Origin of the sequence: Kribbella sp. NPDC056951 (assembly GCF_042674205.1) — a bacterium.
Classification (GTDB): Bacteria; Actinomycetota; Actinomycetes; order Propionibacteriales; family Kribbellaceae; genus Kribbella; species Kribbella yunnanensis.
Genome location: NZ_JBHUQZ010000017.1, coordinates 137309 through 157944, shown reverse-complemented (window position 1 = coordinate 157944; position 20636 = coordinate 137309). Strand labels below are relative to the sequence as shown.

General features: G+C 68.3%; 17 protein-coding genes. 4 read left to right on the top strand and 13 right to left on the bottom strand.

The window, feature by feature from the left end:
* Positions 1–347: 347 nt before the first annotated feature.
* Positions 348–1646, bottom strand: coding sequence for a tyrosine--tRNA ligase (gene tyrS / locus ACFTSF_RS38835; RefSeq protein WP_380160282.1), 1299 nt, complete (start codon positions 1644–1646; stop codon positions 348–350).
* 58 nt (positions 1647–1704) lie between these two features.
* Entirely contained in the window at positions 1705–2742 is a 1038-nt protein-coding gene (locus ACFTSF_RS38830) for a phosphatase domain-containing protein (protein WP_344165845.1), read from the bottom strand.
* Positions 2743–2841: 99 nt separating this feature from the next.
* Here ACFTSF_RS38830 and ACFTSF_RS38825 point away from each other — a divergent pair, with 99 nt between their 5' ends.
* Complete coding sequence (locus ACFTSF_RS38825) at positions 2842–3801, top strand: LLM class flavin-dependent oxidoreductase (RefSeq protein WP_380160280.1); 960 nt, start codon at positions 2842–2844, stop codon at positions 3799–3801.
* On the opposite strand, the gene ACFTSF_RS38820 is transcribed toward ACFTSF_RS38825, so the two are convergent.
* The 10 genes from ACFTSF_RS38820 to argC form a co-directional block, all read right to left on the bottom strand.
* Positions 3798–4406: a DNA-3-methyladenine glycosylase gene (locus tag ACFTSF_RS38820; RefSeq protein WP_380160278.1), complete on the bottom strand. Its 609-nt coding sequence runs from the start codon at positions 4404–4406 to the stop codon at positions 3798–3800. The two genes, ACFTSF_RS38825 and ACFTSF_RS38820, sit on opposite strands and share 4 nt — an antisense overlap.
* Entirely contained in the window at positions 4406–5821 is a 1416-nt protein-coding gene (gene argH, locus ACFTSF_RS38815) for an argininosuccinate lyase (RefSeq protein WP_380160276.1), read from the bottom strand. Before argH ends, ACFTSF_RS38820 begins: the two co-directional genes overlap by 1 nt.
* A gap of 16 nt (positions 5822–5837) precedes the next feature.
* Complete coding sequence (locus ACFTSF_RS38810; protein ID WP_380160274.1) at positions 5838–6524, bottom strand: hypothetical protein; 687 nt, start codon at positions 6522–6524, stop codon at positions 5838–5840.
* Positions 6521–7060, bottom strand: coding sequence for an RNA polymerase sigma factor (locus ACFTSF_RS38805; protein ID WP_380160272.1), 540 nt, complete (start codon positions 7058–7060; stop codon positions 6521–6523). Before ACFTSF_RS38805 ends, ACFTSF_RS38810 begins: the two co-directional genes overlap by 4 nt.
* A 65-nt stretch (positions 7061–7125) precedes the next feature.
* Positions 7126–7635, bottom strand: coding sequence for an arginine repressor (locus ACFTSF_RS38800; RefSeq protein WP_380160270.1), 510 nt, complete (start codon positions 7633–7635; stop codon positions 7126–7128).
* Positions 7632–8567, bottom strand: coding sequence for an ornithine carbamoyltransferase (gene argF, locus ACFTSF_RS38795; protein ID WP_380160269.1), 936 nt, complete (start codon positions 8565–8567; stop codon positions 7632–7634). Before argF ends, ACFTSF_RS38800 begins: the two co-directional genes overlap by 4 nt.
* A 64-nt stretch (positions 8568–8631) precedes the next feature.
* Complete coding sequence (locus ACFTSF_RS38790) at positions 8632–9834, bottom strand: acetylornithine transaminase (protein WP_380160267.1); 1203 nt, start codon at positions 9832–9834, stop codon at positions 8632–8634.
* Positions 9831–10700, bottom strand: a complete 870-nt coding sequence (gene argB / locus ACFTSF_RS38785) for an acetylglutamate kinase (RefSeq protein ID WP_380160265.1) — start codon at positions 10698–10700, stop codon at positions 9831–9833. The genes ACFTSF_RS38790 and argB overlap by 4 nt, the downstream gene beginning before the upstream one ends.
* A gap of 2 nt (positions 10701–10702) precedes the next feature.
* Entirely contained in the window at positions 10703–11905 is a 1203-nt protein-coding gene (gene argJ, locus ACFTSF_RS38780) for a bifunctional glutamate N-acetyltransferase/amino-acid acetyltransferase ArgJ (RefSeq protein ID WP_344165873.1), read from the bottom strand.
* Complete coding sequence (gene argC / locus ACFTSF_RS38775) at positions 11902–12933, bottom strand: N-acetyl-gamma-glutamyl-phosphate reductase (RefSeq protein ID WP_380160263.1); 1032 nt, start codon at positions 12931–12933, stop codon at positions 11902–11904. Before argC ends, argJ begins: the two co-directional genes overlap by 4 nt.
* Positions 12934–13035: 102 nt before the next feature.
* On the opposite strand from argC, the gene ACFTSF_RS38770 reads away from it, so the two are divergent.
* The 3 genes from ACFTSF_RS38770 (at position 13036) to ACFTSF_RS38760 (ending at position 14834) form a co-directional block, all read left to right on the top strand.
* Entirely contained in the window at positions 13036–13329 is a 294-nt protein-coding gene (locus ACFTSF_RS38770) for a hypothetical protein (RefSeq protein WP_344165877.1), read from the top strand.
* A gap of 67 nt (positions 13330–13396) precedes the next feature.
* The gene (locus tag ACFTSF_RS38765) at positions 13397–14287 is read left to right on the top strand and encodes an RNA polymerase sigma-70 factor (protein ID WP_344165880.1); all 891 of its coding nucleotides are present in this window, start codon (positions 13397–13399) and stop codon (positions 14285–14287) included.
* A 28-nt stretch (positions 14288–14315) separates the two neighbouring features.
* Positions 14316–14834, top strand: coding sequence for a GNAT family N-acetyltransferase (locus ACFTSF_RS38760; RefSeq protein ID WP_380160262.1), 519 nt, complete (start codon positions 14316–14318; stop codon positions 14832–14834).
* 1 nt (position 14835) lies between these two features.
* Here ACFTSF_RS38760 and ACFTSF_RS38755 read toward each other — a convergent pair whose 3' ends face one another.
* Positions 14836–20613 (bottom strand): Ig-like domain-containing protein, encoded by a 5778-nt coding sequence (locus tag ACFTSF_RS38755; RefSeq protein ID WP_380160260.1) that lies wholly within the window; start codon positions 20611–20613, stop codon positions 14836–14838.
* Positions 20614–20636: the final 23 nt, after the last annotated feature.

Sequence of the window (20636 nt, the reverse complement as noted above, 5' to 3'; positions counted from 1 at the left end):
AAATTTCGGCATTGACTTTCGGCACGCTGTTGAGTTCTCAAGAATCGGACGCACACCGCAGCCGAACCTTACGGTTCAGGGCTTCCGGGGCAACCTGCAGTACTTTACCGGAGTGGATCAACCAAGTCAAGTCTTGATTTTTCCGACTCTCTCCCCACTTGGGAGGCTGCCGACCCGAGTCCGTAGACGCGTTTCAGCTGCACTAGCTTGGGGGGAGTTGGAAGGTCCGGCCGCTTCAGCGTCCTGCACTCGCTTCCAACAAGAAGAACATTACGTGGCTGCCGGGTGGACGGTCAAATCGGTTTCCGGTGGGCTGAATCACAAGCTTGTAATTTGCCCCCGGCAACCTAGTTGTGGGAGTGCAGCACCCCTGCGAACGACCGCTTCCCACGCCGCAGGACCAGCACGCCACCAGGCAACAGATCCTCTGCACCAGGCACGTACTCAGGGTCCTTCACCTTCTCGTTGTTGAGGTACCCACCGCCCTCGGCCACCGTGCGTCGCGCGGCCGACTTGCTGGCGACCAGACCGGACTTCACCAGCAGATCGCCGTACGTCGGCATCGCTTCGCCGGCGGCCAGTTCTACGTGTGGTGCTTCGCGCAGTGCAGCGCGCAGGGTCTCGCCGTCCAATGCGGCGAGTTCCCCCTGGCCGAAGAGCGCCTTCGACGCCTCCTGCACAGCGCGGGTCTCCCCCTCACCGTGCACCAACGTCGTGATGTCCTCCGCGAGCACTCGCTGCGCCTCCCGAGCGTGCGGTCGCTCAGCAGTCGCCTGCTCGAGCTCCGCGATCTCCTCGGCCGTGCGGAACGTGTAGTACCGCACCAGCTGCATCACGTCGCGGTCGTCGGTGTTGAACCAGAACTGGTAGAACGCGTACGGCGAGGTCAGCTCGCGATCCAGCCACACTGTGCCGGACTCCGTCTTGCCGAACTTCGTCCCGTCGGCCTTGGTCACCAGTGGGGTGGCAAGTGCATGTGCCTTGCCGGCGTCGGAGCGTCGGATGAGCTCCACGCCGGCTGTCAGGTTCCCCCACTGGTCACTGCCACCGGTCTGCAGCGTGCAGCCATGGCGGCGGTAGAGCTCCAGGTAGTCCAGCGACTGCAGGAGCACGTAGCTGAATTCCGTGTAGCTGATCCCCTGCTCCAGCCGCGCCTTGACCACCTCGCGCCCGAGCATCCGGTTCACCGGGAAGTGCTTGCCGATGTCTCGCAGGAAGTCGAGGGTGTTGAGGTCCTTGGTCCAGTCGTAGTTGTTGACGATCCGGGCCGGGTTCGGCAGCGACTCGTCGAAGTCGATGAACTTCTCCACCTGCCCGCGCACCCGCTCGACCCACTGGGCCACGACGTCCTTCGGGTTCAGCACCCGCTCGGAACTCTCCTTGGGGTCACCGATCAGACCGGTGGCACCACCGACCAGACCGATCGGGTTGTGACCGGCCAGCTGGAGCCGACGGAGCGTCAGCAGCTGCAGCAGGTTGCCCATGTGCAGGCTGGGTGCGGTGGGGTCGAAGCCGACATAGGAGGTGATCGGTCCAGCCGCCATGGCGCTGCGCAGCGCGTCCGGATCGGTGGAGTGCGCGATCAAACCGCGGCTCTCCAGCTCGTCCAGCACCTGAGTACGGCGTTCGGTCCCGCTGTCCGTCACTTGTTCTCCTCGAGTACGTCGGTACACCCCAAGTGTCCTGTACGACGAGGAGTCGGACCTAACTGGGCTCGGGCCGGGCGAGGATGTCGCGCAGCTGCGGCCGGAGCGCATGACCGTCCGGGCCCTGCACCGTTGCCGCCGTCGGGCGGTGCGGATCGTGCGCACCGGGGTCTTGGTTCGGTACGGGCAGACCGTGGGACAGCACCTGCTCGGCCGGTGTCAGCTGACGGATGCCGATGGCTCGCACGTGATCCGGGTGCGACTGCGCGAAGTCGCCGTACAGCTGGGGGTCGTGCTGGCCGTCGTCACCGACCAGCACCCAGCGCACATCGGGGAACTCGCGAGCTAGCCGGCGCAGTGCGGTTCGCTTGTGCTCCTGGCCGCTGCGGAACCAGCCGGTGTTGGTCGGTCCCCAGTCGGTCATCAGGAGCGGGCCGAGCGGGTAGCCGTGCCGGGCCAGGAAGCGGGTCAGCGTCGGTGCTGTGTTCCAGGCGCCGGTGCTGAGGTAGAAGATCGGCGCACCGGGGTGGTCGGCCAGCAGTTCCTGGTACATCTCGGCCATGCCGGGGACGACACGACGCGCCTGCTCCTCGCGGACGAACGTGTTCCAGGCTGCGATCAGCGGCCGCGGCAGCATCGTCAGGATGACGGTGTCGTCGATGTCGCTGAGGAGTCCGAACTTCGCCTCCGGATCCGGGACGAAGATGCTCGCTCTGGCCTGCCGCTCACCGTGCACACCCAGATTGATCTCGTGCCATCCCGGTGGCAGCACCACCGGCACGGTGAAGTCGACCAGGCCGCCCCGGTCGGTGACGGTCTCGAACGTCTGCCCCTCGACCGTGACGGTCACTGGGACCTTCACTGCCGGCGCGGTGACGAAGACTCGCCAGCCACGCACCACCTGGTCCTCGTCGAACCGCGGCTGGTTGCGCGGGTCACGACCCAGTACGACGCGTGCCAGCACCCGCACGCACTCCGTGGTGCCGTAACCGACCTGCGGGATGATCCGCTCGCGCCACCCGCGGCGCCGGAGAATCGCTTGCACCCCCAGGTTGAACCAGTCCTCGAGACGGGATGCGTAGTGCGGACGGGCCATACCCGAAACCTACCCGCAGGCGGGGCCGCTACGCGCACCGGAGCTGACGCCTGGACAGACCTTTACCGAACTGTCGGTGCCGGCCTCTACGGTCTTCGCATGACTCAGACCGCTGCTGCTGTCGGGATGTGCTTCCCCCGGACCTTTCCCGCCGCCCTGGTGACCGATGTGGCTCGCCGACTCGAGGCTGGTGGTGCCGACGAGCTATGGATCATCGAGGACTGCTTCTACACCGCCGGCCCGTCGCTGGTGTCTGCTGCGCTGGCGTCGACCGAGCGGCTGACTGTCGGGCTCGGGATCGTGCCGGCGGTCGCGCGTACGGCGGCTGTCACGGCGATGGAGTTCGCGACACTGGAGGCGCTGGCGCCTGGGCGTTTTCTGCCGGGGATCGGGCACGGTGTGCAGGAGTGGATGGGGCAGATGGGGGTGCGGGCGAAGTCGCCGCTCACTGCGCTCGACGAGGTGACGACGACGGTCACTCGGCTGCTGGCTGGGGAGAAGGTCAGCTTCGAGGGCAAGACGGTGTACCTGAAGGACGTGCAGCTCGACGCTCCCCCGGTGACTCCGCCGCCGATTCTGCTGGGTGTGATGGGGCCGAAGTCGATGCAGCTGGCCGGGCGGGTCGGCGGTGGGCTGGTGCTGGCCGAGCCGGCCACGCCGGCGTACGTGCGTCAGTCGCTGGAGCTCGCTGGGAACCCGGAGAGGTTCGTGGTCGCGGTGTTCACGGCGATGTGCGTGCGGCCGGACCGGAAGGCGGCGTACGAGTGGACTGCGCCGTGGCTGGGCGAGCGGATCCGGACGAAGTACGCCGGGGTTGCTGCGCTGCCGTTCTTCGACGAGCTGGAGAAGTTGTACGCCGAGTCCGGTGAGGCCGGTCTGGTCGGGATGCCGGTCGATTGGTGGACGGCGATCGGTGCCGTCGGGACTGTCGAGGACGCGGCCGCGCACCTGGATCAGCTGGAGGCGGCTGGGGTGCACCACATCGGGCTGTTCCCGGACCCAGAGGTGGAGCACGGTCTGCCGCAGCTGGACTACGTCGTGGAGCTGGCGAACCGCTAGGTACGACGTTTGGGGACGTGCGGGCGGTACGGCGAGACTGTCGGGTCGTCGGGAATCCAGAACCGCCAAGGCCAGTCCGGCGCTTCGCGAAGACCCACGCGAGGACCCGTGGACGGCGTACCGTCGAAACCCGGTCCGTCGAGCAGGCGGACCGGAGAGTCCTTCGCCAGCAGGTCCACCCCGTTCTGCTCCCGATCGATGCCAAGAGCAACACACAGACGAGCGGGACCCCGCGCCAGGTCCCGGTTCGACTTGGAAGTGGGTGTTCCTCGGCGGGAGCGGGCTAGGTCCACTCCCTCGATGACTTCGCCTGCGCGGAGTAGGACGGCTGAGGGAGTGCCGGCGGGGCCCACTCCTACGTTCATGCAGAAGTGCATGCCGTAGGTGAAGTAGACGTAGAGGTGGCCGGGTGGGCCGAACATGACTGCGTTGCGAGGTGTCTCGCCTCGGTAGGCGTGGGAGCCCGGGTCGTTGGGGCCGTCGTAGGCCTCTACCTCGGTGATGCGGACTGCGACTGTGCCTTCCGCTGCGGTGGTGCGGAGGATTGTGCCTAGTAGTAGCGGGGCGACGTCTAGGACGGGCCCCGCTAGCTGGGAGCGGCGCACTACGTGAGGCGGGCTGTGTACTGGGCGGCGCGGGCGTGTAGTTCGGCCAGCTGGTGGGTGACCTGGTCTACCGACGTACCGCCGCGGGTGTTGCGGGAGGCGAGTGAGCCTTCGACGGTGAGGACCGTGCGGACGTCCGGCGTGAGTAGCGGTGAGATCGCCGCCAGGTCGGCGTCGGTGAGGTCCCACAGCTCGATGCCGCGCTTCTCGCACTCCTGGACACAGGCACCGGCCAGCTCATGCGCGACCCGGAACGGGACCTGCTGCCGGACCAGCCACTCGGCGATGTCGGTGGCCAGAGAGAAGCCCTGCGGGGCCAGCTCCTCGAGGCGCTCGGTGTTGAAGCGCAGGGTGCGGATCATCCCGGTGAACGCGGGCAGCAGCACCTCGAGGGTGTCGATGGAGTCGAAGACCGGCTCCTTGTCCTCCTGCAGGTCGCGGTTGTAGGCCAGCGGCTGCGCCTTCAGGGTCGCGAGCAGCCCGCTCAGGTTGCCGATCAGCCGGCCCGCCTTGCCGCGAGCGAGCTCGGCGATATCCGGGTTCTTCTTCTGCGGCATGATGCTCGACCCGGTCGAGAACGCGTCGTCCAGCTCGACGAAACCGAACTCCTTCGTCGCCCAGATGATCACCTCCTCGGCCTGCCGGGACAGGTCGATCCCGACCTGCGCGGTGACGAACGCGAACTCCGCGACGAAGTCCCGGGACGCCGTACCGTCGATCGAGTTCGCCGAGGAGTTCGTGAAGCCGAGCTCGGTGGCGACGTACTGCGGGTCCAGCCCGAGCGAGCTGCCGGCCAGTGCACCAGACCCGTACGGCGAATCGGCCGCAACGCGGGCGTCCCAGTCGGCCAGCCGGTCCAGGTCGCGGATGAGCGGCCAGGCGTGGGCGAGGAGGTGGTGAGAGAGCAGGACCGGCTGTGCGTGCTGCAGGTGCGTCCGGCCGGGCATCGCGACACCAAGGTGCTTCTCGGCCTGGTCTGCGAGCGTGTTGACCTGCTCCAGGACCAGGCGGGCGATGATGCGGCCGTGCTCGCGCAGGTAGCTCTTGAACAGCGTGGCGACCTGGTCGTTCCGCGAGCGGCCGGCGCGCAGCCGCCCACCCAGCTCAGCCCCGAGGCGCTCCAGCAGCCCACGCTCCAGCGCGGTGTGCACGTCCTCGTCGTCCTCAGCCGGCAGGAACGCGCCGCTGAGGACATCGGCCAGCAGACCGTCCAGCCCGGCGAGCATCGCGTCCAGGTCCGTGTCGGTCAGCAGCCCCGCTCGGTGCAGCACCTTGGCGTGGGCCTTCGACCCCGCGATGTCGTACGGCGCCAGTCGCCAGTCGAAATGCGTCGACTTGCTCAACGCCGCCAGCGCGTCGGCCGGCCCGCCCGCGAACCGTCCGCCCCACAGGGCTGCACTCTCACCTGAACTCACACCAACATCCTCTCAGTCACTTACCGAGAACCTTCCGCCAGGTAGCGGCGGTCGGTTCGTCATACGTCCGGCTGAAGTCGCAGGCGCCGGCAAACGGCCGGTCCAGAGGGTCGCCACCTTCTGTTCTCGGGTACCCGGAGATCAGGAGCCGATCGCCGATCTCGTAGCCGTGGGTCACGCTCGTCTGGACCAGATGTCCCGGCCCGATCCCCATCTGCACGGTGAACTGCTGCTTGCCGCTGCCCGGCCGGAACCACTCGTTCACCTCGAAGGTCACGTTCCAGCTCGCGGGCCAGGACTCGTCGGTCCGGGGGATCTCCACCGCGGAGAGCACAGTGCCGTCGAAGGCGACCGGCACCTTGGCGAACCGCTCCGGTGTGAGTGGGTAAGCGCAGGAGTGCGAGACGTTGGGGTCACCCAGCGGCTTGCTCGGCGGGTAGGTGGTGGCGGAAACGGTGGGGGTATTGGCCGGTGCGACTGGTATCGCGGTGGGGGTGCCGCCCTGCTGTAGCGCTACGACGCCGATGACCGCTGCGGTCGCCGTGGTTGCCAGGGCGGGTGCCAGGAAGCGGCGCACGGTACGGCGGCGGGTGCTGCGGGAGGCGGTCTGTTCGACGCGCTGGGCGGCGTGGGCGAGCACCTCGGGTGAGGGCGGCGGGACCTTGCCCGCGGACTGCAGGGTGGTCCAGTTGTCGTCGTTCATCGGTCAGCCTCCTGTCGGGTGGTTTCGTCCACTACTTGGGCCGAACCGGAGAGGCGTTCGTCCATGCGTTGTCTGGCGCGGTGCAACCGGGAGCGCGCGGTACCGGCGGGGATGCCGAGCACCTGCGCGGCTTCGGTCGGGCTGAGGTTCTCCCAGGCGACCAGGAGCAGCAGGTCGCGTTCAGCTGTTGGCAGCGACCGCAGGCCGGCGCGTAGCTGCGGTGCGAGCGCTGCGGCGTCCAGACGGGCGTCGATCGCGGCGGTCTCGTCGGCCGGGCGGTCGATACCGATGACGCGAGCCATGGTGCTGCGGAGCCGATGCTTGCGGTAGTGACCGTGCAGCACGTGCCGGGCGACGCCGAACAGCCACGCCCGCGGTGTGCCGAGATTCGGGTCGAATCCGGCGCGCCCGCCGTACGCAGCAACCCACACGTCACCGAGCAGGTCGTCCGCGACCCCGTCGGCCGTCCGGCGGCTCAGGTAGGCATGGATGTCCGGTCCATGCCGTTCCACCTGTGCCGCGAACCAGTCGTCCATCCCGTGTTCCCCCTTCGCCGGTCTACCGTCGCCTCGTACTTGGCGCGAACCGGCGGGAGCGTTCGCTACCTAGGCTCTCGGGCGGCCAGAGACAGCAGGCGAGCGGCCAGGGCCTCGCCGCCGGCCGGGTTGCGGCTGACGATCATGACGGTGTCGTCGCCGGCGATGGTGCCGAGAACGTCGTCCAGTCCCACGTGGTCGATCGCCGACGCGAGGTACTGGGCCGCTCCCGGCGGGGTTCGCAGGATGACCAGGTTGGCGCTGCCCTCGGCCGAGACGAGCAGCTCGTTCGCTACTCGCGCCAGGCGAGCCTCGAACGCGGCCGCCTCACCGGCGCGCGGAGTGCGGTCACCGCCCTCCCCCGGTACGGCGTACACCTGCTGGCCGGAGGAGTCGCGGACCTTGACCGCTCCGATCTCGACCAGGTCGCGGGACAGCGTCGCCTGGCCGACCACCAGCCCGGAGGCGGACAGCAAGTCAGCCAGCTCGGTCTGCGACCGGACTGGTTGCCGGCCGAGCAGGTCCACGATCCGCTGCTGTCGTGCCGTTTTGGTCGTCGGAACGGCGATGCTCATGCGTTGAAGCTCCTAGCCAGCAGCCACGACAGCAGCGCCTTCTGCGCGTGCAGTCTGTTCTCTGCTTCGTCCCACACGACCGATTGTGGACCGTCGAGGACCGCGGCCTCGATCTCCTTGCCCCGGTACGCCGGGAGGCAGTGCAGCACGATCGCGTCTGAGTTCGCCTTTGCGAGCAGCTGTTCGGTCACTGCATACGGCACGAACGGCGCCTCCCGGAGGGCAGCCTCGCCCTCCTGACCCATCGACACCCAGGTGTCGGTGGCGATCACGTCGGCGCCGTCGACTGCGGCGTACGGGTCGTCGGTCCACGCAGCCGAGCCACCTGTCTCGGCTGCGATCTCGACGGCCCGCTCCAGGATTGCGGGGTCCGGCTGGAAGTCTGCTGGTGATGCGATGACCACGTGCATGCCGGCGGTGACTCCGCCGAGCAGGTACGAGTGGGCCATGTTGTTGGCGCCGTCGCCGAAGTAGACGAGCTTCAGGCCGGCTGTGGAACCCTTGTGCTGCCGGATGGTGAGCAGGTCGGCGAGGATCTGGCACGGGTGGAACTCGTCGGTCAGCGCGTTGACCACGGGTACCTGCGAGGCTGCGGCCATCTCGTCGATCCGGGTTTGCCCCGCGGTCCGCCAGACGATCGCGGCGACTTGCCGGTCGAGCACCCGCGCGGTGTCGGCGATCGGCTCACCGCGGCCCATCTGCGAGGTCTGCGCGTCGATGATCAGCGACGCACCACCAAGCTCCGCGATCCCGACCGCGAACGAGATCCGCGTCCGCGTCGAAGCCTTGTCGAAGATCACCGCCACCGACTTCGGCCCCGCCAACGGCTGATGCCCGTACCGGTCGCTCGTCAACTGCTGAGCCAACGTCAGTACTTCGTCCTGCTCGACCGGACTGAGGTCGTCGTCTCTCAGAAAGTGCCGGACGGTCATGAGGCCTCCGAACCTGTGGTGAGGGGCGCGGGAAGTGCGGCGGGTGGGGTGAGGGGTGCGGGTGTCATGACACCTTCACCTGGTCGAGGAGGGTGGGGAGGGCTGCGACGAAGCTGTCTGCGTCGGCCTTGCTGAGGATGTAGGGGGGTGCGAGGCGGAGGGCGTTGGGAATGGGGTTGTTGATGACGAAGCCGGCTTCTAGGGCGAGGGCTGCTACCTGGTCGGAGACTGGTTGGGTCAGCTCGATGGCGAGGAGTAGGCCGCGGCCGCGGACGCCGGCGATGAGGGGGTGGTCCAGGGCGATCAGGGACGAGGCGAGGTGGTTGCCTACGGCATTGACTTGGGCTAGTAGGCCGTCGCGTTCGATGACGGTCAACACCGCGAGGCCGGCGATTGCGGCTACTGGGTTGCCGCCGAACGTCGTGCCGTGGTTGCCGGGCTGGAGCAGGTCGGCGGCGGCGCCTAGGCCTACGCAGGCGCCGATGGGGATGCCAGCGCCGAGGCCCTTGGCCAGGGTGACGAGGTCGGGCGTGATGCCTTCGGACTGGAAGGCGAACCAGGAGCCGGTCCGGCCGACGCCGGTCTGGATCTCGTCGAGCCAGAGCAGTGCGCCGTGTTCGGAGGTGATCCGGCGGGCCGCCTGCAGGTAGCCGTCTGGCGGTACGACGACGCCGTTCTCGCCCTGGATCGGCTCCAGTACGACGGCCGCCGTCTGGTCGTCGACCGCGGCTGCGAGCGCGTCAGCGTCGCCGTACGGGACGAAGGTGACGTCACCCGGCAGCGGCGCGAAGGCTTCCCGGTACGCCGGTTTCCAGGTCAGCGCGAGGGCGCCCATCGTGCGGCCGTGGAAGGCACCGATGGTGGAGACGATCTTGGTCCGGCCGGTCCGCCGGGTGATCTTGAACGCCGCCTCGTTCGCCTCGGTGCCGGAGTTCGTGAAGAACACCTTGCCGGGAGTGTCGAAGAGACTGAGCAGTTTCTCGGCCAGTGCGATCTGTGGGGCGGAGGCGAAGAAGTTCGAGACGTGGCCGAGGGTGGCGAGCTGCGAGGTGACCGCGGAGACCACGAACGGGTGCGCGTGGCCGAGGCAGTTCACCGCGAGTCCGCCGAGCAGGTCGAGGTACTTGTTGCCGTCGGCATCCCACAGGTAGGCGCCCTCGCCGCGGATCAGCACCCGCTTCGGCGCACCGAAGGTGTTCATCAACGCACCGGCGTAGCGCTCGGTCAGTGCGGCCTGTGTGCCATCGACAGTGAGCAACTCGGTCATGACGGGATCACCTGGGTTCCTGAGCCGGCGTCGGTGAAGATTTCGAGCAGTAGCGAGTGCGGTACGCGGCCGTCGATCACGGTGGCCCGGGAGACGCCGGACTGCACTGCGCGCAGGCAGGCCTCCATTTTGGGGACCATGCCGGACGCCAGCGACGGCAGCAGCTCAGCGAGCTCAGTCGCGTCGATCTGAGTGATGATGTCCTCGCTGTCCGGCCAGTTGCGGTAGAGGCCGGCCACATCCGTCAGTACGACGAGTTTCTCGGCCCCGAGCGCGGATGCCAGCGCGGCGGCCGCAGTGTCGGCGTTCACGTTGTGGGCCTGGCCGTCCTCGTCCGGTGCGATCGTGGACACGACCGGGATCCGGCCGGCGTCGATCAGATCGATCACGGCCTCCGGGCGGACGTTGACGACGTCGCCGACCAGGCCGATGTCGACCGACTCACCGTCGATCATCGCGCCCCGCCGCTCCGCGGTGAACAGGCCGGCGTCCTCACCGGACATACCGACCGCGAACGGACCGTGCGCGTTCAGCAGGCCGACGAGCTCGCGGCCGACCTTGCCGACCAGGACCATGCCGACGACGTCCATCGCCTCGGGCGTGGTGACCCGCAGCCCGCCGCGGAACTCGCTGTCGATGCCGAGCCGGCCGAGCATCTCGCTGATCTGCGGTCCGCCGCCGTGGACCACGACGACCCGGACCCCGGCGTACCGGAGGAACACGATGTCCTCCGCGAACGCCTGCTTGAGCTTGTCGTCGACCATCGCGTTCCCGCCGTACTTCACCACGATCGTCTTGCCGTGGAACTCCTTCAGCCACGGCAACGCCTCGGTCAGTACGGCGACCTTCTCCACCGCTGCAGCCATGTTCACGACGAGTACGCCGAGTTCTCTTCGACGTACGCGTGCGAGAGGTCCGTGGTGAGCACAGTCGCGGAGGCGGGGCCGGCGTGCAGGTCGATCACGACGTCGATCTCCAGACCGCTGATGTCGGCCTCGGAGCGGTCGACGCCCTTGCCGCCGGCGATGCAGATCGCGGCGCCGTTCAGGGTGATGTCTAGCAGCGCCGGGTCGAACGCGGTGGGGGCGTTGCCGACGGCCATCGCGATCCGGCCCCAGTTCGGGTCAGAGGCGAAGAAGGCGGTCTTGCAGAGGTTGTCCTCGGCCACGATCTTCGCGGCGGCCAGTGCCTCGGCCTCGGTGGCTGCGTTCTGCACGGTGATGCTGACGTGCTTGGTGACACCCTCGGCATCGGCCTGCAACTGCTTCACCAGGTCACCGGCCAGCACGGTCAGCGCGGCCTCGAACTCGTCCGGGCTGACCGTCACGCCGGAGGCGCCCGAGCTCAACAGCAGCACGGTGTCGTTGGTCGACGTACCGCCGTCGACGTCGAGCCGGTTGAACGTCTTGCCGACCGCGTTCCGGAGCGCGTGGTCGAGGTGCGGCTGATCCAGTACGGCGTCAGTCGTGATCACGCTGAGCATCGTGGCCATGTTCGGTGCGCACATCCCGGCGCCCTTGGCGAACCCACCGATGCTCCACCCACCCGGAGTGGTCAGCGCAGCCTGCTTCGGCACGTTGTCGGTCGTCATGACTGCAGTGGCGGCGTCCAGGCCGGCATCCGGGCCATGGGACAGCGCAGCGACTGCCTGGTCGATACCGGAGAGCACCTTGTCCATCGGCAGCCGCTCACCGATCAGACCGGTCGAGCAGACACCGATCTCGGCCGCACCGACCTTCAGAACCTCAGCCAGCTTCTCTGCGGTCTTGTGCGTGTCCTGGAAGCCCTCCGGTCCGGTGCACGCGTTTGCGCCACCGGAGTTGAGCACCACGGCCTTGAGCTTGCCGGCGCTGAGCACCTGCTGTGACCACAGCACCGGTGCGGCCTTCACCTTGTTGGTGGTGAAGACTCCGGCGGCCACGTCATGCGGGCCGTCGTTGACGACCACGGTGAGGTCCGGCGTACCGGCGGGCTTGATCCCGGCGATCACCCCGGCCGCGCGGAAGCCGGCCGGCGCGGTCACTCCGGCGCTCCGATCGACTTGGGTGGCGGGAGTGACTGCAACGGTCACGGGGCTACTCCTACGAGAGGCAGGGCCGTGGTCTCGTCGAGACCGGTGGCGAGGTTCATGCACTGCACGGCTGCGCCGGCGGTGCCCTTGGTGAGGTTGTCCATGGCGGCCACGACGACGACGCGACCGATGCGCTGGTCGATCGTGACCTGTAGCTGCACGGTGTTCGCACCGAGCGTGGCCTGCGTCTGCGGCCACTGCCCCTCGGGCAGCAGGTGAATGAATGGCTCGCTGGCGTACGCCTCTTCGTAGGCCTGCCGCAGTGTCGCCAGGTCGGTGCCTTCGACAGCAGGTGCGCTACAGGTCGCGAGAATGCCGCGTGACATCGGCACCAGGACCGGGGTGAACGAAACGCTCACCGGACCAGCGGCGTACGGCGTGAGGTTCTGCTCGATCTCGGGGGTGTGGCGGTGCACGCCACCGACGCCGTACGCCGAGGCGGAGCCCATCACCTCCGCACCGAGCAGATGCGCCTTCGGAGCCTTGCCGGCCCCGGATGTCCCGCTGACCGCGACCACGACGAGCTGTGCCGGATCGACCAGGCCACGCTGGACGGCGGGCATCAACGCGAGGGTGGAGACAGTCGGATAGCAACCCGGTACGGCGACCCGGTGCGAACCGCGGAGCTTGTCCCGCTGACCGGGGAGCTCCGGGAGCCCGTACGGCCACGAGCCTGCGTGCTCACCGCCGTAGAACTCCACCCACGCCTCGGCCTCGGTCAGCCGGAAGTCCGCGCCGCAGTCGATCACGGTGACGTCCTCGCCGAGCTGCTCGGCGAGTCCGGCGGACTGTCCGTGCGGAAGCGCCAGGAACACCACGTCGTGACCGGCGAGTTGCTCCGCCGTGGTCTCGACCAGGATGCGCCCGGCCAGCGGCACGAGATGCGGGTGATGCGCACCGAGCGCCGTACCGGCGTTCCCGCCGGCGGTGAGGGCGCCGATCTCGACCTCGGGGTGCGCACTCAGCAGCCGAAGCAGCTCGCCTCCCGCGTAACCACTGGCCCCGGCCACCGCCACCTTCACGCTCATGTGAATGAGTATGCCATGCAATGGAAAAATATCCAACTACTCAGGGGGTTCGGGTAGAACCACTCACGCGCGGCGGGTGCCCCACGCCGGACGCTGAGATGCATGAAGACCGCATATCTGGTGTACCTGGGCTGGACCCTGTTCGGCATTCTGGCGGTGATCGCGCTCGGAGTCCACGCCGATCGGCATCCGGCCCCGAACGAGATGTTCGGCAACCCGGTGTCGTTCGCGGTACTCGCCCTCTCCCCCGGCATCCTGCTCGGCTGGCTCGCCGGACTGGTGCTCGTGGCGCTCTTCCGCCACCTCCACCCGGTCCTCGACGGGAGCCTGGCGTACGGCGGAGCGCTCCTGGTGGCAATAGGAGTGTCCGTGATCCAGATGGAGGTGCTGGCCTGACCGCTTGTCACAACTGGGAGGGCTGTCGTGTCCCACTAGGTACGGCAGACTTCGAGAGGTGGGCGGGATGACGGACGACCAGCTGGCGCGAGAGTTCGATGAGCACCGGGTGGTGCTGCTGGGTGCGGCGTACCGGGTGGTCGGGAGCGCCGGCGATGCGGAAGACATCGTGCAGGAGACCTGGCTGCGCTGGGCCGGGGTGGATCACGACGAGGTGCGAGACGTGCGCGCGTACCTGATCCGGATCACCACGCGGCTCGCGCTGAACCGCCTCCGCCAGCAGAAGGCTCGCCGCGAGCAGTACGTCGGTCCGTGGCTCCCGGAACCGATCGTGCGCTGCGAGACGCCGGCCACCGACCCCGAAGCCGCGGTCGAGCTGGCGGATTCGGTCAGTATGGCGATGCTCGTCGTACTGGAGACGCTCTCCCCGCTGGAACGCGCGACGTTCGTGCTGCGCGAGGTCTTCGACCTGCCGTACGACGAGATCGCCGAAACGCTCGGTCGCTCCGAGGCCGCCGTACGGCAGCTCGCTCATCGGGCGCGCGGGCACGTGCACGCGCGGCAGCCCCGGCACCGCGTCGACAAGGCCCGGCACACCGAGCTGACCATGCAGTTCATGGCGGCGGCCGGTTCGGGCGACTTCGCCCGGGTGGTCGCGTTGCTGGCACCGGACTCGGTCCTGATCAGCGACGGCGGCGGCAAGAAGACCGCGGCGCTCAACCCGATCCACGGCGCCGAGAAGATCGCCCGCTGGCTGTTCGGCGTGATGAGCACCTACCCGGGCTTCGACCTGCAGCCGGTGGCTCTGAACGGCGAGGTCGCGTTCGTCGTGTACTACGGCGACGAGCCCGACACAGTCGCCTTCGTGCAGACCTCCGGCGACCTGATCACCGAGCTCTACCTGATCCGCAACCCCGACAAGCTCACCACGGTCCCCGCGCGGCACGCTCTAGACTAAGTGCAACTCAGTCGCACATGGAGGTGCCGTGAAGTACGTGGTCGTGGAACCGGACGAGGCCCGCGCCCCCGGGTTGCGAGCGGACCTGCTGGACACCTGGGTGGCGGCAACCGACGCCGGCGGCGCAGTCGGCTTCACCGCCCCCGCACCGGTGCGACAGGTCGCCCAGACGCTGGACGAGGCCCTCGACCGAGTCGCCGCCGGGACCGACCTCCTCGGCGTACTGCACGACGGTTCGCGGTACGCCGGCATGGGCCTGCTCTCCAACCGCGGCAGCACCCTCAACGCACACTGGCGCACAGTCCTGCGCGTCATGGTCCATCCGAAACACCAGGGCACCGGCGCCGGCCGCATCCTGATGGAAGGCCTCCGCGGCTCAGCCACCGACCTGGGCCTCCAGCAACTCCAACTAACCATCCGCGACGGCCTAGGCCTGGAGCACTTCTACCAACCCCTCGGCTACCGCATAGTCGGCCGCCACCCCCAAGCCATCCGCGTAGCCCCCAACGACTACCGCGACGAAATCATGCTAATCCGCGACCTGTAGGTCAGCGGCGGGAGCGGACGAGGGCCAGGAGGGTGGCGCCCAGGGCGGTGAGGAGGGAGCCGAGGGTTAGAAGGACTGGTGGGGGGCCGCCGGTTTCGGGGAGGTCGCCTCGATTGAGCAGGCGGGGGTCTGGGGCGGGGGTGGCGGCGATGGTGAAGCGGATGGGGGCGGCTACTGGGGGTGCGCCGTTGGTGGAGGGGCGTTCGTAGGTGAGCTTGGCGGTGCCAGTGAAGCCGGGTGCCGGGGTGAGGCGGATGGTGCCGTCTGGGGTGACGGTCCAGGTGCCGGCGGTGGTGGTTGTCTGGCGGGTGCAGGTGGCGGGGTCTACGCGGAGGCAGACAGGGCCTGTGGCGCCGGTGTCGTTCAGGAACGGGTTGACGGCGACCGCGCCACCGGGTGAACCGGTGGCGGCGTCGGCGGTGGCGCGGGCTGGGCGGGGTGGGTCGACGGTGACGTCGAGGAGGGCGCTGCCGGTGGTGCCGTTCTCGTCGGTGACGCGGTAGGCGAGTGATCTGGTCGAGCCGATGAAGTCCTTGACCGGGGTGAACGTGATGATCCCGTCCGCACCAACCGCGAACACACCCTCGTCCGACACAGTCACGGTCTTCTTGTCGCGACCGTCGCCCGGATCACGCAGTACGACGCTCGCCGGGGTCAGTGGCGCTGACGCATCACCAGGGCGGTCGTTGCTCAGTACGTCGACCGCGACCGCCGTACCGAAGGCTGTCCGGGCGCTGTCGTCGCGCACTACCGGCAGGACCGGCGTCACCGTCACACTCAGCGTGGAGCGGGCGCGGTTGCGGTTGCTGTCCTTCACCTCGTAGGCCACCGGCCGCGTGCCGCCGACTAACCGCGCCTCCGGAGTGAACGTGACCTTGCCATCGGCAACGACGTACTCGCCCTGTCCGGCGACTGTGACCTGCCTGACCAGCGCGGCATCGGGGCCGACCAGCAGCAGCGTCTCCGGATCGAACTTCGCGCCCGGCCCCGGTACGTCGTTCGCGATCGGATCGATCACCACAGGCAGGTGCTGCTTCGTGCGCGCCTGATCCGGATGAGCGACCGGACGCGCCTGGACCGTGACCGACACAGTCGCCGTACCGATCGTGCCGTTGCCGTCGACCACTTGGTAGCCGATCGGAACCGTCGTACCGACGAAGCCGACGGCCGGCGCGAACCGCACCCCACCGGACGGCTGCACGGTGAACAGCCCCTGCCCCTCAACCTTCAGTACCGACACGACCTCACCCGAGCCCGGATCGATCAACCGAACCGCACCCAGCGGCGCCGATGGATCACCGGGCTTGTCGTTCGCCAGCACCGGCACCGTCAGCACGGTGTCGTACGGCGTGACCGCCTTGTCGTCTGCCGCGACCGGAACCACTGGCGTGACCGTCACCGCGATCGTCGACGTCGCGAGGTTGCCGCTGGAGTCCTTCACCCGGTAGGCGATCGACAGTACGCCGCGGAATGCGGGCACCGGATCGACCACGACCCGACCGGTCGTCTCGTTGACTGTGACGATCCCCTGGCCGGTCAGCGCCGCGATCCGGACCCAGCTCCGCGTGTTCACGGAGTAGACCTCGACCGAGCCCTTCTCCAACTCGGCGCCGGTCCCGGGCTTGTCGTTGTCCAGCGGTTCCACGCCCAGCGTCACGTTCTGCTTGGTCGTCGCGACATCGGCGACCGCCTCCGGCCCCTTGCCGACCGTCAGGAACAGCAGGCCTTCGACCGTAGTCCCGTTGTCGTCAGCGATCCGGTACGTCGCCGGTGTCGTCACCCCCTGGAAGTCCTTCACCGGCGCGAACGTGATCGACCCGTCGGCGGTGACCGTATAGGTGCCCTCACCGGCCTGCGTGAACGTCTTCCCGTACCCGTCCTTCGTCTTCAGCACCAGACTCGCCGGAACCAGCGGCGCCGACGGATCACCCGCTTTGTCATTGGCCAGTACGTCGACCGTGATCGCCTGGTTGAACGGCGTGATCGCCGAGTCGTCCACCGCGACCGGCCAGATCGGCGTGACCGTCATCGTGAGTGTCGAGATGCCGAACGTGCCGTTGGAGTCCGCGACGCGATAGGTGATCGGCGTCGCCGGACCGTGGAACTTCGGCAGCGGATCGAAGACGACCATCCCGGTCGGCTGCACGGTGTAAGTCCCCTGCCCAGCCACCGTGATCGTCTTTCCATACCCCTTCGCGCGAGCCGCCGGCGCGAGCAGCTCAACGGTGGTGGGATCGAGTTTCGCGTCGGTACCCGGACTGTCGTTGGACAGCACGTTCACACTCACCGTGAGGTCCTGCAGCGTGGTGGCGCGGTCCGCGACCGCGACCGGTGGGAAGCCAACAGCGACGGTCAGCTTGGCGGTCGTCAGCGTCCCGTTGCTGTCACCCACCTGGTAGGTCAGCGGCGTCCCCGGCCCACGGAACGTCGCGCCCGGATCAAACCGGACCGCTCCCCCGGCGGCCGTGTAGACGCCCTCGTTCAGGATGCTGACCGTCGCCTTCAGCAACCCGTCGGCCGGGTCGGTCAGCAGCAGACTGGTCGGCAGCAGCGGTGCGGTCGGGTCGCCCGGCTTGTCGTTCGCCAGCACCTGCACAGTGACCGGCTTGTCGTACGGCGTCCGCGCGGTGTCGTCGACCGCCACCGGAGTGATCGGCGTGACGGTCACCGCGATCGTCGACCGAGCGACCTGATCGAACCAGTCCATCACCCGATAGGTCAGCGCAGTCGCCGTACCGGTGAAGCCCGGCAGCGGATCGACCGTCACCGTCCCGTCCGGATTCACCTGGTAGGCAGCCTGCCCCGGGACCTTCACCAGCTTCTTCATCGACCCGTCAGCGGGATCCAGCACCGCGACACTGAGCGGATCGAGCCCGGTCCCGCGCCCGGCGGTGTCATTCGCGAGCGGGTCCAGGGTGAACGGGACGTTCTGCTTCCCCGTTGCGGTGTCCGGTTTCGCGGTCGGCGCAGGCGGCTTCGCGACTGTCACGGTCAGCTGCGCAGTGGCCGCCGAACCGTTGACGTCTGCGACGCGGTAGGTGAGCGCTGCCGTCACTCCCACGTACGTCGGCAGTGGGTCGACCGTGATCTCGCCGTCCGGCGTCACCGTGTAGGTCGCCTCGCCGTCGACGACCAGTGTGGTCTTCGGCTCCTGTGTCTTCGGATCGAGGACTCGCACGCTGCTCGGCACGAGTGGGACCGCGGGGTCGCCGGCCTGGTCGTTGGACAGCACCGAAATCGTGACTGTGGTGTCGTAGGCGGTCGCTGCCGTGTCGTCCGACGCATCGGGCTGCACCTTCGTGACGCGCATCGTCAGGGGCGCGTTGCCGATCGCCCCGTTCGCATCGGCGACCTGGTAAGTGACAGGTGTCGCCGTACCGTTGAACGCAGGCACGGGCTCGAAGAGGAGCTTGCCGTCCGGGCGCGCGGTGTATTTGCCCTGCCCGGGCACGACCAGTGTCGTCACCGGCTCGGTGCGGGTCGGCGGGACCAGCCGCAGAGTGTCCGGCCGCAGTACGGCGCCGGTCGGGCCCGGCTTGTCGTTGTCGAGGACCGCGACCACGACGGACCGGCCTTGCAGCGTGGCGACCGTGTCCGGGTTCGCCACTGGCGGTCCGGGCGCGTCAACGGCGACTGTGAGCTTGGCGCGCGCCGCAGTGCCGTTCTTGTCGAGCACTTGATAGGTGAGCGGCGTACCGACGCCATGGAAGCCGTGAGTCGGCTGGAACGCGACCTTGCCACCGGCCACCACGTACGTGCCCTCACGCGCGATCGTCACGGTGTCAACCAGCGTGTGCTTGACCGGATCGACCAGCTTCAGGGTGGCAGGGTCGAGTGGTGCATCCGGTGAGCCCGGCAGGTCGTTGTCCAGCACCGGTACGACGGCGTCGGTGTCGAACGCGGTAGAGGCCGAGTCCCCGTTGGCGATCGGCTGCACTGGCGTCACGGTGACGGTGAGGGTGGACTCGGCGGTCTGACCGGTCGTGTCGGTGACGCGGTACCCGATGGAGGTCCCGACCCCGGTGAATTGCCGCACCGGGACGAAGTCGACGGCCCCGGTCGGCTTCGCGGTGTACTGCCCCTCACCGGGGATCACCACGGTCTTCTTGAACGTGGTGTCGGCCGGATCGCGCAGCACCACCGAGCCGGCGAGCAGCGTCACCCCTGGAGCCGCTTGGTCATTGGAAAGCGGCCGGAGCGCGAGACTGACGTTCTGCGGCGTCTTTGCGATGTCGGGAGTCGCCACCGGAGCAGCAGGCAGCGCGACAGTGACAGTGAGCTTGGCGGTCGCAGTGATGCCGTTGCTGTCGGCCACGCGGTAGCTGACCGGCTTGGCGATCCCGACGAAACCAGGCACCGGCTCTACCGCGACTGTGCCGTCCGGCTTGGCGACGTACTTCGCTTGTCCGACCACACTGAGCAGCACGCCGCACTTGTCGCCATCCAGCAGGCAAAGCGAGCCCGGCTCGAGCGGTGCGGCCGGATCACCCGGCAGGTCGTTGCCAAGCACCTTGACCGACACATCGGTGTTGAACGCAGTAGTGATGACATCGTCGTGCAGAACCGGCGGTGGCGGCGGAGTGATCTGCAGTTCGTAGTCCTCGACCTCACCAGCGTCGGCCGCACCGGTCGGTTTCGCCACAGCATCGCCGTACCCGACCCGCACCCGCGCGTACGTCGCTCCGGCCGTCGGCTTGGCGATCTTCGGCCAACTGAGCTTCACCCTGGTTTGCCCGGCAGTGAAATCAGCACAGGCGCGTTCGTTCGACTCGAACGAGCCGTTGCGGTCCAGATCGAGCCATGCGCACACCTGACCGGGCTTCGACGCACCAGCGAGCTTGGCCTCGACGCCGTACGACGTGGCGTTCGTCCGCAGCGGCGGGAACATCACTCCGTCGTCAGCAGCATCGGGTGTGGTCGGACCGGTGGTTGCATTTGCGACCGTGGAGTTGTCCTCGGTGGCGTCCTTGCCGAGCCGCACATCGCTCAGCACCGACCAGGCCGCGCCGTACGTCGCCGGTGCGTCACCGAAGTCCTCGCCAGCCGAGGCCAGCACCGAGAACGCGTCACCGGAGGAGCTGGTGTTGAACGCGGGCAGCTTGGCGTGCTTGGTGAAGTAGGCCGTCACATCGAAGCGGACCGTGCTCACAACACCGTTCACCCGGACCGAACCGCAGGCCGCGGTTGCACCGGCATCCGGACCGGTACCGGTCTTGCTGTTGATGCAGTTCGGACCGGTGTCGTGGTTCGCGGCGGTGACGGTGTCGCTGGTGACCGCCAGGTTGTTGCCCTGACCCGCTTTGCTCAGGCTGAGGCCCGGAGTGGTGAGTCGCAGCACGGAGTGCAGCTCGGACTGCGCGGTCGGCTTACCGTTGACGGTCTGTGTGACCGCACCGCCGAGCCCGGCCAGATGCAGCACCGGATTGCGCACCGGCCGGCTGAACGCGATCGTCACCGTGCCGCGCTCGCCGCAGCTCCCGATCGCCGCACAGTCGCCGGTGTTGACGATCAGGTCCTGCGCCGGGGTCGTCCGCGCGATCGGCGGGCTGTACGTCGTCGGTCCGGTACCGCGGATGCCTGCGGTGGTCTCGTCGAGCAGCTCGATTGCACCGGTGACGGTGATCGTCTGCTTCAGCCCTGAGCCCGGCATCGTCCCAGTCGCCGAATCGCCTTGCTCGAACGGCTCCACCGGCACCTGATAGGCGGCAGTCTCCAGACCTGTCATCGCCAGCACCACAGCCGTCAGCAAGACCAACGCCGCCGGTCGTGTCGCCCGCATGGTGCCGCCCTCCCGAGCATTCA

Bases quoted from the DNA above. Each gene is read 5' to 3' on its own strand.
- ACFTSF_RS38830 (WP_344165845.1), bottom strand. From the start codon at position 2,742: ATGGCCCGTCCGCACTACGCATCCCGTCTCGAGGACTGGTTCAACCTG.
- ACFTSF_RS38825 (WP_380160280.1), top strand. From the start codon at position 2,842: ATGACTCAGACCGCTGCTGCTGTCGGGATGTGCTTCCCCCGGACCTTT.
- ACFTSF_RS38810 (WP_380160274.1), bottom strand. From the start codon at position 6,524: ATGAACGACGACAACTGGACCACCCTGCAGTCCGCGGGCAAGGTCCCG.
- ACFTSF_RS38805 (WP_380160272.1), bottom strand. From the start codon at position 7,060: ATGGACGACTGGTTCGCGGCACAGGTGGAACGGCATGGACCGGACATC.
- ACFTSF_RS38800 (WP_380160270.1), bottom strand. From the start codon at position 7,635: ATGAGCATCGCCGTTCCGACGACCAAAACGGCACGACAGCAGCGGATC.
- argF (WP_380160269.1), bottom strand. From the start codon at position 8,567: ATGACCGTCCGGCACTTTCTGAGAGACGACGACCTCAGTCCGGTCGAG.
- ACFTSF_RS38790 (WP_380160267.1), bottom strand. From the start codon at position 9,834: ATGACCGAGTTGCTCACTGTCGATGGCACACAGGCCGCACTGACCGAG.
- argB (WP_380160265.1), bottom strand. From the start codon at position 10,700: ATGGCTGCAGCGGTGGAGAAGGTCGCCGTACTGACCGAGGCGTTGCCG.
- argC (WP_380160263.1), bottom strand. From the start codon at position 12,933: ATGAGCGTGAAGGTGGCGGTGGCCGGGGCCAGTGGTTACGCGGGAGGC.
- ACFTSF_RS38770 (WP_344165877.1), top strand. From the start codon at position 13,036: ATGAAGACCGCATATCTGGTGTACCTGGGCTGGACCCTGTTCGGCATT.
- ACFTSF_RS38765 (WP_344165880.1), top strand. From the start codon at position 13,397: ATGACGGACGACCAGCTGGCGCGAGAGTTCGATGAGCACCGGGTGGTG.
- ACFTSF_RS38755 (WP_380160260.1), bottom strand. From the start codon at position 20,613: ATGCGGGCGACACGACCGGCGGCGTTGGTCTTGCTGACGGCTGTGGTG.